This window comes from Cryptosporangium aurantiacum, from assembly GCF_900143005.1.
In the GTDB taxonomy this organism is placed as follows: Bacteria; Actinomycetota; Actinomycetes; order Mycobacteriales; family Cryptosporangiaceae; genus Cryptosporangium; species Cryptosporangium aurantiacum.
On sequence record NZ_FRCS01000008.1, the window covers coordinates 40,643 to 53,742 of the forward strand.

The window sequence follows — 13,100 nt, forward strand, 5'->3', positions numbered from 1 at the left end:
CCGCCCAGCTTAGGAATGCGTCAGGTCGCCGACCACCCGGGCTTCATCGTCCAGCCGCTCGAGCAGCGCGTCGATCTGGTCGACGTCCATCGCGCCGGCGAAGTGGAAGCCCTGCGCGTACTGGTATCCCAGCTCGTACAGCCGTTCGGCCTGCGCCGCGCTCTCCACCCCCTCGGCCACCGCCCGCAGCCCGAGCCCCTTCGCGATCTCGATCAGCGACGTCGCGATCGCCGCCTGCTCGGTCGTCCCGGTGATCCCTTCGACGAACGACCTGTCCACCTTCAGGACGTCGACCGGGCAGGTCCGCAGCAGCCCGAGCGACGAGTGCCCGGTGCCGAAGTCGTCCAGCGCGATCCGCACGCCCAGATCGTCCAGCGCACGCAGTTCGTCGAGTGCCCGGCCGCCGTCGAACACCGCGGTCTCGGTCACCTCGACGGTCAGGCACTCCGGCGCCAAGCCGACATCCGCCAGGATCGTCCGCACCCGCTCCGCGAAGCCGGGCTCCCGCAGCTGCCGGGCAGAGACGTTGACGTTGACGCTAGTCAGCGGCGATCCGCCGGGCCGGTCACGCCAGCGGACGGCCTGCGTACACGCGGTCCGCAGCGCCCATTCGCCCAGCCCCACGATCAGCCCGTTGCGCTCGGCCACCGGCACGAACCGAGCCGGCGAGATCGACTGCCCGTCCGGGGTCCGCCACCGCACCAGCGCTTCCACGCCGGTCAGGGCGCCGTCGGGCAGCGTCACGATCGGCTGGTACACCATCCGCAACTCGCCGTTGTCGAGTGCCTGCCGCAGCTGCGCGCCCATCCGCGCCGACTCGATGCTCCGCCGGTCCATGTCGGCGTCGTAGTGCGCGTACCGGCCCTTCCCGGCCTCCTTCGCCGCGTACATCGCGACGTCGGCCCGGCGCAGCAGCTCCGTGTTGTCGTCGCCGAGCCGCGCGTCGGCCAGCCCGATGCTGGCCTGGACCAGCAGGTCGTGACCACCGGCGGGCACCGGAGCGCAGAACGCGTCGATCAGCGCTTCGGCGAGCGCGGTCGCCTGCTCAGGCTCTGACCCGACCAGCAGCACCGCGAACTCGTCCCCGCCGAGGCGGGCGACGACCTGCCCGGGTGGAACCGCGTGGCGCAGCCGGTCGGCGAGCGCGACCAGCAGTTCGTCGCCCGCGCCGTGGCCGAGCCGGTCGTTGATCGTCTTGAAGTCGTCGAGGTCGATCAGCGCGACGGTGACCGGCGCGTCAGGGAACTCGGCCAGCTCAGCCAGCGCGGTCTGCGTCCGCTCCAGGAACAGCGTCCGGTTCGGCAGCCGCGTGAGCCCGTCGTGGGTCGCCTGGTGGCTGAGCTGATCCTGGTACCGGCGCCGCTCGGTGACGTCCCTGGCGTTGCTCACCAGACCGCGGACGTCCGGGTCGTCGTAGAGGTTCGTGCTGACGATCTCCAGCATCCGCCACGAGCCGTCGACGTGCCGGACCCGGGCGTGGTAGGTCACGACGCCCCGCGGTTCGTCGGCGATCGAGTCGATCGCCGCCCGGACCGGCTCGGCGTCGTCGGGGTGGATCAGCGTCATCGGGTTGAGGGCCGGCAGCTCGTCCGGCGCGAACCCGAGCACCCGGAACGTGCTCGGGGTGGCGAACCGCGTCTGGTCGTCCCGGTCGGTGATCAGCACGATGTCGGTGGAGTTCTGGACCAGCGCCCGGAACCGCCGCTCCTGGCTGCGGATCTCGGCGAGCGTCCCGTCGAGGCTCCGCAGCAACCGGCCGTTCTCGTGCAGGGCCGCGACCTGTCGTCCGACGACCAGGCCGGTGAGCACCACCGCGGCGACCGCGACCACCCAGGCCGCGTCGAACGGCCCGACCTCGGTGCCGACCGCGACCAGCAGCAGGACGTCGGTGGCGCCGATCGCGACGTACGGGATCACGCTCCAGGCTCGCTGGCGCTGCGGCTGCCCGGACCGGCGCGTGCCACGGCCGGCCGCCCGGACCTGCCGGTCGGCCGCGCAGACGATCAGGAAACACGCGGCGGGCGTGGCCAGCTGGCCGCTGTCCAGCCGGTCGTCGACACCGAGCAGCGGCAACGCGATCGCGACGCTGATCCCGGCCAGGACGCCGAGCGCCAGCAGGATGAGCGCGGCGCGGTCCACCAGCTGCGGGCCCGCGACCGTCACCTTGACGATGACGACGACCGCGATGAACTCCAGCACGCCGGCGACGAACAGCGCGGGCAGCCAGTCGGCGCGGTCGGCGTAGAGCAGCTGGTTCATCCAGAAGTAGATCGGGTAGAGCGCGGCGGCGATGACGACGGCGCCGATGTCCAGCCCGAGCGTGAGCAGCTGCCTGCGGGGCCGGTTACCGGTGGGGACCCGCAGCAGCGTCCAGACGAGGTGCAGCGCACCGACCGCGTAGCAGGCCATCGAGAACCAGCCGGGTTCGCGGTTGCCGTTGTGGTCGGCCCAGACCTCGGCGGCGTTCGCGGTCATCCCGGCGGCGAAGAGCAGCAGCGTCACCGGCAGCCGGCTCCACAGCGCCCGGCCGGGCGCGGGCAACCGGGGCGAGCGGCCGGCCCGGCGGCAGGCCTCGGCGGTCAGCAGCATCGCGAACGGGACGATCAGCCAGGCGACGACCGAGGTGACGTGCCGTTCGACGTCGGTGGAGACGGCGAACGCGGCCCAGCCGAACGCGACGACCAGCGAGAGCAGCGAGCCGGCCAGCAGCGGGGTCGGGCGGAACCGGGGGATCGTCGGACGCGCGGGGACCTCGGTGCCCCGGTGCACGTTCGCCACCCCGTCGGTCACCGGCAGCCCACCCGTCGTCTGATTACCCGCTGTCCGCGGGAGTGTGCCATGCGTCCACATCGCGGAGCGCCTCGGCGTCGAACGTCGCGGAGATACCGGCACACGCCGCAGTCAGACCATCGGATCCGGGATGCCCGGAATGAGGGGATCGCCGGATCAGGCCGGTGACGCCGGTCGCTCCCCAGGCGCCGCCTCGTCAACCGCGGGCGCAGGGGGCGCAGGGGGCGCAGGGGGCGCAGCCGCGTCGGCCACCGGCGCGGGAGCCGCGGGGGGCGGGCCGGCGGGACACGGGGGCGGCTCTGGCGCGACGGCGAGCGGTGTCGCTTCGACCGGCGTACCGCCCGGACCCATCACGACCGACGCGCCCGCGGTCGCCAGTAACCGCCGATGGCGGATCAGCAGCCCGGTGCCGCAGCACAGCGCGAGAACGAACGCACCGATCGCGGCCCAGATGCTCAGGATCGCCAGGTCGGCTAAGACCAGGAGCGACCAGAATCCCCCGGACACGACCCAATGCGGTCGCCGGTGGTGGAACGACGCGCGGGGGTTCATGCGAACACTGTTTCCCCGCGCGCCGCCGCGTGACACCTCCGAGGTGCGGCCCGGCTAGCGGCCGTCGTCCTCGCCGCGCTCGAGCTGGGCGAGAAACCGCTCCAGTTCGGCGCCGAGCTCCTCACCGCTGGGCACGTTCTCGTCCAGCTCCCCGCCGAGCTCACCCTGCTGCCGGTTGGCCACGAACGAGTCGTACTGCTCCTCCAGCGCCTTCACGACGCCGACCGCCTGCGGATCGTCCGCGAGCTGAGCGTCGATCTCGCGCAGCCGGGTCACCCCGGCCTGGTGCAGCGACCCGACCGGCAGGAGCAGCCCGGTCTCTTCCGCGACCGCGTCGAGCAACGCGGCGGACGCCTGCGGGAACTCCACCGACGCGAGGTAGTGCGGCACGTGCGCGACGAACCCGATCGCGTCCTTGCCCCGCTCACCGAGCCGCAGCTCGAGCAGGGCCGACGCGCTGCCGGGGATCCGCAGGTTCCCCCGCCACACGTTCGGTCGCCGCACCAGGTCCGGACGCGTGCCGTGGGTGGTGAGCGTGGTGGGCCGGGTGTGCGGCACGGTCATCGGGACGCCGCCCATGCCGATCACCAGCCGGACGCCGAACCGGTCGGCGAGCTGGCCCACCGCGGTCGTGAAGCGCTCCCACATGACGTCCGGCTCCGGGCCGGTGAGCAGCAGGAACGGCACGCCGGTGGAGTCCTTCAGCGCGTGCAGCTCCAGCTGTGGCGCGGTGTAGGACTCGTAGTGGTCCTCGACGAAGACCATCGGAGGACGGCGCGCGCGATAGTCGTGCAGCAGATCGATGTCGAAGCGGGCGACGACCGTGCCGTCGAGCGTCTCCACCAGGTGGTTGGCGGCGAGCTGCGCGGCGGAACCGGCGTCGAGGAACCCGTCCAGGGCGTGCATCAGCACGAGCCCACCGTCGGCGTCCGTGCCGGCCGGGGGCTCCCAGTCGCCGACGATCTCGTACAGCTCCGCGGGGTCCGGCATGACGGCGACCTCTCCAGACAGCGGGCTCTTCGCCAGACGGTGCTGCCTGGCGAGGGGGTCACCACGGTGGGGGTACCGCGGCGGCTCATCCGGTGAAAGTCGGCTGAGCGCGTCGGCATTCCGGGGCGTGGGGGCCACCCCCTCCTACCGTACCGGCGCAGGGCTCCCGGACAGCAGTGCGCGCCGGGCGGCAACAGCCGACCCGGCGCGCTGAATAGCCTTTAGTTCGCCAAGGGTCCCGCCCTCTAACTCGAAAGCGGATCTTCGCCGCGGCTGATCGCTTCGGCGAACGGGCGTGCGAAGTCCTCGTTCAGCTCGACGCCGCGAGCCTGCTCCTCGTCGAGCACGGTTTCCAGCGCCGTTTCGACCGGGGCGCCTGCGGCCTGCTCGTAAGCGGCGGCGATGCCCTCTTCCACGACCTCGGCGAGCTCGACGACGTCCACAGCGTCGGACTGGCCGACGGCGTCGGACACGACCTCGGGGTGCTCAGTCACAGACGACACGGGAGCCTCCTCCACAACTCGGGTACGCACCCTCGGTACCCAGCCTCGCGCCGTCGTACGCACGCATGCCGGCAGGCCGCGTTCCACCACGGCGGCGGAACGCGGCCGGAAGCCCGCCCTGTCAGCCCTTCTCGCCGTCGCTGCCGATCAGGCGACTCAGCGCCTGGACCGCATCCTCGCTGGAAGACGCCGCTTCCTGGTTCGCGGCGCGCAGCTCGAGGAAGACCTCTTCCCGATGCACCGGCACACTGCGGGGGGCCCGTATTCCGAGCCGAACCACATCCCCTCGGACCTCGAGCACGGTGATCACGACGTCATCACCGACCATCACGCTCTCACCGGGCCGACGGGTCAGCACGAGCACGGGCAGTATCCCCCCTCGAGGACGAGTACCCGCAGCGTAGCCGAGTGACGACCTAGCCGAGGGGAGCGCGGACCGGCAGGTTGCTCCCGGTCAGGACGCATTGCGCGGCCCGCATCGTCATCGGGTCGACGACGATCGGTGCCATCAGGTTGGCCGTCGAGTCCCGCGGGGAGTCACCGGCAGTGACGATCAACAGGACGAGCAGCTGGCTCGGGTCGGTAGTCCCGAGCGCGGCGATCGTCTCGTCGTCGATCTCCGGTGCGTACTCCGGAAAGAACTGGTGCGGCGCGATCGTGAACAGGCGCAGATCCGGGTCATCCACCGACCGAAGCGAGTTGAGCAGTCCGACCTGGTCGAGCCGGACCAGCATGAAACTCGTCCGGCCCGGGAAGCCGGGCATCGGCGACACGAACTCGATCGTCGGCAGCGTCTCACCAGCAGCCGCTGCCGCCGCCTCCGCGGACTTGGCAGACCGCTCGAGGGACATGTCGGTTGCCATGTCAGAGGATGACTTTGCGGACTTGGTTTTCGTGGACATGTACTCCTCCTGGGTTATTCGACAGCTTTTTGGCGGTGAGGGTCATGGGCTCCCTCTGGACTGATCGGTCGGGTTTCTCATCGGCATCACGCCGTTCCTGGGTCCGCATGTCAGCGGAGAAAATCCATCAGTGAGGGCTGGATGACCTTGGCCGTGGCACCCAGGGCCGCCTGGTAGGCGGTCTGCTGCAAGGTCATGTCCGTGATGGTCTTGGGCAGGTCGATGTCCTCGACCTCGGTCAGTTGGCTCTGTAGCTCGAGCTGCCTGTCGTTGGCGGTCTGCTGCATGGTCTCGATCCGGTTCGAACGAGCACCGACGCTGGCCTGTGCGGTACGGATGGAGCTCATCGCGGTGTCCAGCCGTTTGAGGTCGGCGGAGAGCTGGTCCGGGTTCTCCTTCAGGTTCTTCGAGATGTCGTAGAGAACCTTGAAGATCTGGTCGTCGCCGGTGCCGAACACGGTCGGGCCGTCGGCGTCCACGCGGAGCTTTGTGCCCTCGGCGACCGTCCGGGTGACCGCGCCGGTATCGCCGAGGAACGTGACCACGCCGGGGTTGTCGGGGTCCTCGCCGCCGTAGGCGGACGGGCTCTCCGTGGTGCCCCCGAACACCGGCCGGTCGATGTAGCGGGTGTTGGCCAGCCCGATCATCGCGTCCCGGATCTGGTCGACCTCGGCGGCGATCGCGGCGCGTGCGGTGTCGGAGCCGCCGGTGCCTGCGGAGACGCCCTGCAACGTGAGGTCGCGGACGCGCTGGGCGCCGTCGTGGATGCCCCCGAGCGTGGAGTCGATCGTGTTGAGCCAGTTCACGCCGTCCGCAGCGTTGCGCGCGTACTGGGTCTGCGTCCGCATGTCGCTGCGGAGCAGCATCGCGGTCATCGTGCCGGTCGGCGAGTCGGAGGGCTTGGAGATCAGCTTGCCGCTGGTCAGCTGCTCCTCGGTGCGGCTCAACCGATACTGGTTGGCCTGCAGACCGCGCATGGCGTTCTGCGAGAGCGAGCGTTCGGTGACGCGGATGACCACGGGAGGAGTCCTTACCGACCGGTGTTGTTGATCAGGGTGTTGAGCGTCGAGTCGATCGTGTTCATCAACTTCGCCGCTGCCTCGTAGGCCCGTTGGTACTGGAGGAGGTTCGACATCTCCTCATCGAGGCTCACGCCGGACGTGGACTCGTGCGAGCTGTCGAGGTCGGCGGTGATCGTCGACTGGGTCTCCGCTTTCAGCGTCGCGCTCTTCGCGGCGACGCCCAGGTCAGCGACCAACTGCCGATAGGTGACGTCCGGTCCGGTGCCGGACGTCGCGAGGTCACCCAGGGCGTCCGCGTTCCCGCCGTCGAGCCGCAGGTTAGCCGCGGTCGACGCCGCCACCTCGTCGGGTTCGGTGATCGCCATACTGACCGTGCCCGCGTCGGTGCCCGAGAAGAACGGACCCCCCTCGGCGCCGGTCTTGTCGAAGCCGGCCGTGTGGATCGTGTTCACGTTCGAGATGAGCGCGGTCGCGACCTCGTTCAGCGCGGTCGCGTACTTCGGCACCACCGTGTTCATCGACTCGAGCGAGGAGCCGAGTTCGCCGCGCGTCACGACCGCGGGCTGGCCGTTGTCGGCGAACGTCACCCCGACCTTGTTGCCTGCCAGCCGTTCGGCCAGCGTGTTGGCGCCGCCGGGTGGCGCGAGGTCGCGGGACGCGGTGCCGCTCACCAGCGTCGAGCCGAACAGCGACACGTCGACCGCGCCGCTCTCGCGGAGCGTCGCGGTGGCACCGGCCAGGTCGGCCAGCTTGAGCACCAGCGCGTCTCGCCGGTCGGCCAGCTCGTTGGCGGGCAGCCCGCCGACCTTCGCCTGCATGATGCCCTTGTTGAGGCTGGCGATCTCGGCCGTCGCGGTGTTGATGTCCGCGATCTGCGACGTGGCCGCCGTCCGGGCCGACTTCCAGATCGTGTTCAGCTGGGTGTTGGCGTCGTTGATCGCGCCGGCGACCGCGCCGCCCTGCTGGATCACCTTGGTCCGAACAGCGTCGTCACCGGGGTTGTTCGAAAGGTCTTGCCAGTCCGACCAGAACGAGGACATCCGTGCCTGCAGACCGGTGTCGCTGGGCTCCTTGAAGACGGTCTGGATGTTCTCGAACACGTCGTGCTGGCCGGACAGGAACGCATTGTGGGAATGCTCCGTGCGGACCCGGGCCTCGAGCAATTCGTCGCGGATCCGGGTGATGTCCCCGACGTTCACGCCGGTTCCGACCGGGTCCTGTTTCGCCCAGATCGTCGGGACGTTCGAGACGCCCTCGACCGCGGTCATCTCGGTGCGCTGCCTGCTGTAACCCTCGGTGTTGACGTTCGCGATGTTCTGACCGGCGACGTCGAGCCCTTGACGCTGGGCCCGCAGTGAACTCAGCGCCGTGGAAATGCCGGAAAAGGTACTGGCCATAGCTACATCGCCTCATCGACGAGTCGCGGACGGACGCCCGCGGTGACGGTGCTCCCGCGGGGGCCGTAGGTTTCGACGGCGCCGCCGACCGTCAGCAAGGTTTCCCGGACCGCGCGGTGACCGGAGGTGAGCAGGTCGCGGTTGGCGTCGGCAAGGGCGGTGATCTCGGCGGTCAGCGTCAGAAAGGCTTTCCGGTGTTCGGCGAACAGTTTTCCCCAGGGGTCCGGCGCGGCCTCGGCCAGCGCGGACAGGCTCGGGTTGGGGGGTAGGCCGAGCAGGGCCGCGACGACCTCGACCTCCGCCGCGCGCAGCACCTCGACCTGGCGGATCTGCTCCAGCACGAGCTCGACCTCACGCGTGGCGTGAGCGAGCCAGCGGGTGCGGGCCGAAGCCAGGACCAGCTGCTCCTCTTCGAGCTTGAAGAGCAGCAGTTCGAGCATCTCCCGTCCGCGCCAGAGGATGTTCGACAGATCCGCAAAAGCCACGGGTCGACCCTTCTCTGCTCCGGCGGAGCACCGGAACGGCACCCCTTGCTGCACTGACCGTCGGCAGCGCCTCGAACAGCCTGAGAGGTTTCCGTGCACCCGGGGCGGATCCGAGCTGCAACTTTTGTTGCAAATGGGATCAATAGTGTTTTTGATGGTCGAAGGGGTTACACCCTGCAACTAGGCGCACCCGTGTGGCTACCGATAACCGCACTCTGCGCCCAGAGGGTCTGCGATTACCCGGCTCGGACGGTCCCGTTTTGCGGGGGGCGGGAGCCGAGGCAAGCAGAGACGTCGATCGACGCGAAAGGGCCGAAACTGTGCGCCTCACCGCTGACACCACTACCGACCGGCACGTCGAAGACCTGGTGCGCGAGCACCTACCGCTGGTCGGTCACCTCGTCCGCGAAATGCTCGGCCGCGTCCCCGCCCACGTCAACCGCGACGACCTCACCAGCGCAGGCCTCGCCGCCCTCGCCGCGGCCGCCAAGTCCTACGACCCCACCCGCGGCACCCCGTTCGGCTCGTTCGCCACCGTCCGCATCCGCGGCGCGCTGCTCGACGAGCTCCGCGGCCTGGACTGGGCCAGCCGCTCGGTCCGCCACCGCGCTCGCAAGATCGAAACGGCCACCGCCGAACTCACCGCCAACCTCGGCCGCACCCCTACCGACACCGAGCTCGCCGAAACCCTCGGTGTGGCGGTGGCCGAACTGCACTCCGCCGCCGACGACGTCCAGCGCGCGGTCGTGCTCTCGCTGCAGGGCTTCGCCGCGGGCACCGCCGAGGACCTCGTCCCCGACCGCGCCCAGGGCCCCGAAGAGCTCCTGCTGCACCGCGAGAAGATCGGCTACCTCCACCAGGCCATCGCCGCGCTGCCCGAACGGCTGCGCAACGTCGTGGAGTCCTACTTCCTCGACGAACGCCCGATGGCCGTCATCGCCGCCGAACTCGGCGTCACCGAATCCCGCGTCTCCCAACTCCGCGCCGAAGCACTCACGCTCCTCCGCGACGGCATCAACAGCCAGCTCGACCCGGACCAGGTGGTAGGGGTCGACCGGCCCGAGGGGTGCGTGGCGCGCCGGCGCGCGGCCTACTACGCCGACGTCGCCGCCCGCGGCGACCTCCGCACCCGCCTCTCCCACACCACCCCCCTAGGTACCCCTACGAGGGCGGCCGGGTGAGACTGGGGCCATGGCCTCGTACCCACCTGATGGGCATGTACATACGCAGTTTTCGTGGGATGCGCCGTTCGGGGACATGGAGCGGACGTGCGCACGAGCCGTCGAGTTGGGGTTACCGTCGATCGCGTTCACCGAGCACGCCGAATTCGGCATCACGACGCTCGTGGACCCCGACCGTGAGCTCCCCGACTGGCTGTCCCAGTACACCGACCCGGACGGCGTGATCACTCCCCCGGCGCTGGACGTCGAGGGTTACCTCGCCTCGGTGGCCCGCTGCCGGGAGAAGTTCCCCGGGCTCCGCATCCTCACCGGCGTCGAGCTCAGCGAACCGCACTGGCACACCCGCCGCACCGCCGAACTCCTCGACCTCGGCGGGTTCGACCGGGTCCTCGGGTCCGTGCACACGATCCGACACACCGAGGAGCCCGGCACCGCCGCGACCGGCGTCCGCGAGTACGACGCCGGCGACGCCTACCACGTGCTCGCGGCCGAGACCGTGGTCCGCGACTACCTCGCGGAGGTGGCGCGGCTGGCCACCGGCTCCGACGTCTTCCACGTGCTGGCCCACATCGACTACCCGATCCGGTACTGGCCCACCGACGCGGGTCCGTGCGACCCGCACGCGTTCGAGGAGGAGTACCGGTACGCGCTCCGGGCGCTGGCGGGCACCGGCCGCGCGCTGGAGGTGAACACCCGGGTACCGCTGCACCCGGTGATCGTCGGCTGGTGGCGGGAGGAGGGCGGCGAGACGCTGACGTTCGGCAGCGACGCGCACTTCCCCGAGAACCTGGGAACCGGCCTGCGCGAGGCGGCGGCGATGGTGGAGGCCGCCGGCTTCCGGCCCGGCGCCCATCCCTACGACCTCTGGCGGACGACCCGGGTCACCGCGGTTCCGGCGCCGCCCCGACCGTGAGGCGCACGGTGGTGCCGACCGCGGGCGTGCTGTCGATCGTGATCGTGCCGCCGTGTGCCTCGACGATCGCTCGCACCACGGTCAGGCCGAGTCCCGCGCCCTGGACGGCGTCCACCTCGGCGGCCGGCGCGCGGTAGAACGGGTCGAACAGCCGGGGCAGGTCCTCGGCCGCGATCCCGGTCCCGGTGTCCCTGACCACCACCGCGGGCACCGGGGACTTCTCGACCCGCACCCGGATCTCCCCCTCGACCGTGTAGCGGATCGCGTTGAGCAGCAGGTGCCGCAGCGCCTGTTCGAGCGGTCGGCGGGCCGCGGGCACCGGCACCCGCTCCGGCGCCTCAAGCACCAGTTGCACCCGCTGATGGTCGGTGAGCGGGCGGTTCTCCTCCACGACCGCGGTCACCAGCGCCGCGAGATCCACCTCGGCCAGGCGCAGGCTGAACGCGCCTGAGCCGAACTCGGCCGCGGTGAGCATGTCGTCGACCAGGTGCAGCAGCCGCTCGGAGTTGCGCTGCATCACGCCCAGGAACTGGCGGGCCAGCGCCGGGTCCACCGGGTCGGCGTCGTCCAGCAGGATCTCGAGGTAACCGCGGATCGACGACAGCGGGGTGCGCAGCTCGTGCCCCACCGTGCTGAGGATCCGCTCCTTGAGTACGTCCAGCTCCTGTGCCCGGCCCGCGTTGTCCGCGGCCTCCCGCGCGTACCGGCGCAGTTCCACCTCCGCGGTGGCATGTCGCGCCAGCGCACGCAGCGCCCGTCGCTGGGCCGGCGACAGCGTGCGCGGCCGGTGGTCGAGCACGCAGACCGTGCCCAGCGCGTACCCGTCTCCGACCCGCAGCGGTGCGCCCGCGTAGAACCGGACGTGCGGCTCCTCGGTGACCAGCGGATTGTCCTTGAACCGGGGATCGGCGCGCGCGTCCTGGATCTCCAGCACGTCCGGGCCGCCGAGGGCCCGCACGCAGAACGACGACGACAGGTCGGTCTCTTCCAGGTCGTACCCGACGCGCGCTTTGAACCACTGACGCTGCTCGTCGACGAGCGTGATCAGCGCGATCGGCGCCTCACAGATCTCGGCGGCGAGCTGCGCGATCGCGTCGAAGTCCGGCTCCGGGCCGGTGTCGAGGATTCCGTAGTCACGCAGACTTCGCAGCCGGATCGCCTCCTGCGCGCTGCGCTGCGGACCCCCCATGCTGCACATAGTGTCAGGTAGCGGTAAACAGCGCTCGGACACGCGCGGAGCATCCTAGAACTAGCGAAACCTCGTGAAGCGATCGGACGCAGCTTCATCGAAACTTTTTTCGCGAAACACTCAAGGCAGCGGCAGGCTGAGCGATGACTTGGGTGTTCGGTCCACGGACGGGCCGGGTGGAAGGACCATTCGTTCAGGAGGAATTCCGTAATGTCCCTTCGAATCAACACCAACGTCTCGGCCGCCAATGCTTACCGGAACCTGTCGGTCAACGACAAGGCGGTCTCCGGCTCGCTCGAGAAGCTGTCTTCCGGTCTCCGGATCAACCGCGCAGCGGACGACGCGGCCGGCCTTTCCATCAGTGAGGGCCTGAAGTCGCAGATCGGTGGCCTGACGGTCGCCGCTCGTAACGCGCAGGACGGCGTCAACGTCGCCCAGATCGCGGACGGCGCGCTCAGCGAGACGTCGTCGATCCTGCAGCGCATGCGTGACCTGGCCGTGCAGGCGGCGAACACCGGTTCTCAGGACGCGGACGCCCAGAAGGCGGCCGACACCGAGTTCGCGGCGCTGGGCAAGGAACTCACCCGCATCGCCGGCAGCACCATGTTCGGCAGCCAGTCGCTGCTCGGCGGAACCTACGAGGGCAAGTTCCAGGTCGACTCGGCCGCCTACGACGCGACCAACAACCCGGGCGCACAGATCGGTCTGGACCTGACCAGCGACACGATCGAGGCAATGACCGAGAGCGCCGCGGGTCTCGCCGACGGCATCACCGGACTGGACGCCGAGTCGCTGGGCCTGGGCGACCCGGACGCCGCCGACCCGACCACCCGGACCAACCTGTTGGACGGTGACGCCGCCACCGCGGCGATCACGCAGCTCGACACCGCGATCAAGGGTGTGTCGGCGGTCCGCTCCTCGATCGGTGCGATCCAGAACCGGTTCGAGCACACGATCAACAACGTCAACGTCGCGATCGAGAACCTGAGCGCGTCGAAGTCGAGCATCACCGACACCGACATGGCGCAGGAGATGGTGAAGTTCTCGAAGAACCAGATCCTGCAGCAGGCCGGCACGTCGATGCTGGCGCAGGCCAACCAGAGCGGCCAGGGCGTCCTCAAGCTCCTCGGCTGATCTGACACCTGAGTGGTGAGCTCCACCCGAGCTCACGGTTGA

The 13,100-nt window shown here is 70.1% G+C and carries 13 protein-coding genes; 3 read left to right on the top strand and 10 right to left on the bottom strand.

The features are described from left to right. Positions 1–9: 9 nt before the first annotated feature. From BUB75_RS25210 to flgN, 9 genes are all read right to left on the bottom strand, one after another. Positions 10–2,790: a putative bifunctional diguanylate cyclase/phosphodiesterase gene (locus BUB75_RS25210; RefSeq protein ID WP_073260300.1), complete on the bottom strand. Its 2,781-nt coding sequence runs from the start codon at positions 2,788–2,790 to the stop codon at positions 10–12. 156 nt (positions 2,791–2,946) lie between these two features. Next, entirely contained in the window at positions 2,947–3,342 is a 396-nt protein-coding gene (locus BUB75_RS25215) for a hypothetical protein (RefSeq protein WP_073260301.1), read from the bottom strand. A 54-nt stretch (positions 3,343–3,396) separates the two neighbouring features. After that, positions 3,397–4,332, bottom strand: a complete 936-nt coding sequence (locus BUB75_RS25220; RefSeq protein WP_073260302.1) for a proteasome assembly chaperone family protein — start codon at positions 4,330–4,332, stop codon at positions 3,397–3,399. A 245-nt stretch (positions 4,333–4,577) separates the two neighbouring features. Beyond that, positions 4,578–4,835 carry a hypothetical protein gene (locus tag BUB75_RS25225; protein ID WP_143175392.1) on the bottom strand — a complete coding sequence of 86 codons (258 nt, stop codon included), beginning with the start codon at positions 4,833–4,835 and terminating at the stop codon, positions 4,578–4,580. A 121-nt stretch (positions 4,836–4,956) separates the two neighbouring features. Beyond that, positions 4,957–5,199 carry a carbon storage regulator CsrA gene (csrA, locus tag BUB75_RS25230; protein WP_035850138.1) on the bottom strand — a complete coding sequence of 81 codons (243 nt, stop codon included), beginning with the start codon at positions 5,197–5,199 and terminating at the stop codon, positions 4,957–4,959. 52 nt (positions 5,200–5,251) lie between these two features. Further along, a complete protein-coding gene (fliW, locus tag BUB75_RS25235; protein WP_218617749.1) occupies positions 5,252–5,698 on the bottom strand; it encodes a flagellar assembly protein FliW in 447 nt (148 codons plus the stop codon). A gap of 149 nt (positions 5,699–5,847) precedes the next feature. Then, on the bottom strand, positions 5,848–6,756 hold the full coding sequence (locus BUB75_RS25240; protein ID WP_143175393.1) for a flagellin N-terminal helical domain-containing protein: 909 nt from the start codon (positions 6,754–6,756) through the stop codon (positions 5,848–5,850). An 11-nt stretch (positions 6,757–6,767) separates the two neighbouring features. Beyond that, positions 6,768–8,156: a flagellar hook-associated protein FlgK gene (flgK, locus tag BUB75_RS25245; protein WP_073260304.1), complete on the bottom strand. Its 1,389-nt coding sequence runs from the start codon at positions 8,154–8,156 to the stop codon at positions 6,768–6,770. A 2-nt stretch (positions 8,157–8,158) separates the two neighbouring features. Beyond that, entirely contained in the window at positions 8,159–8,596 is a 438-nt protein-coding gene (gene flgN, locus BUB75_RS25250; protein ID WP_425430900.1) for a flagellar export chaperone FlgN, read from the bottom strand. A gap of 365 nt (positions 8,597–8,961) precedes the next feature. Here flgN and BUB75_RS25255 point away from each other — a divergent pair, with 365 nt between their 5' ends. Further along, entirely contained in the window at positions 8,962–9,822 is an 861-nt protein-coding gene (locus BUB75_RS25255) for a sigma-70 family RNA polymerase sigma factor (protein ID WP_073260306.1), read from the top strand. A gap of 76 nt (positions 9,823–9,898) precedes the next feature. Then, positions 9,899–10,735: a PHP domain-containing protein gene (locus BUB75_RS25260; RefSeq protein WP_245806307.1), complete on the top strand. Its 837-nt coding sequence runs from the start codon at positions 9,899–9,901 to the stop codon at positions 10,733–10,735. Here BUB75_RS25260 and BUB75_RS25265 read toward each other — a convergent pair. Continuing rightward, entirely contained in the window at positions 10,704–11,924 is a 1,221-nt protein-coding gene (locus BUB75_RS25265; protein ID WP_073260308.1) for a GAF domain-containing sensor histidine kinase, read from the bottom strand. The genes BUB75_RS25260 and BUB75_RS25265 overlap by 32 nt on opposite strands. A 210-nt stretch (positions 11,925–12,134) precedes the next feature. Between BUB75_RS25265 and BUB75_RS25270 the strand changes: the two genes are divergently transcribed. Then, positions 12,135–13,058 (top strand): flagellin N-terminal helical domain-containing protein, encoded by a 924-nt coding sequence (locus BUB75_RS25270; RefSeq protein ID WP_073260309.1) that lies wholly within the window; start codon positions 12,135–12,137, stop codon positions 13,056–13,058. Positions 13,059–13,100 lie beyond the last annotated feature (42 nt).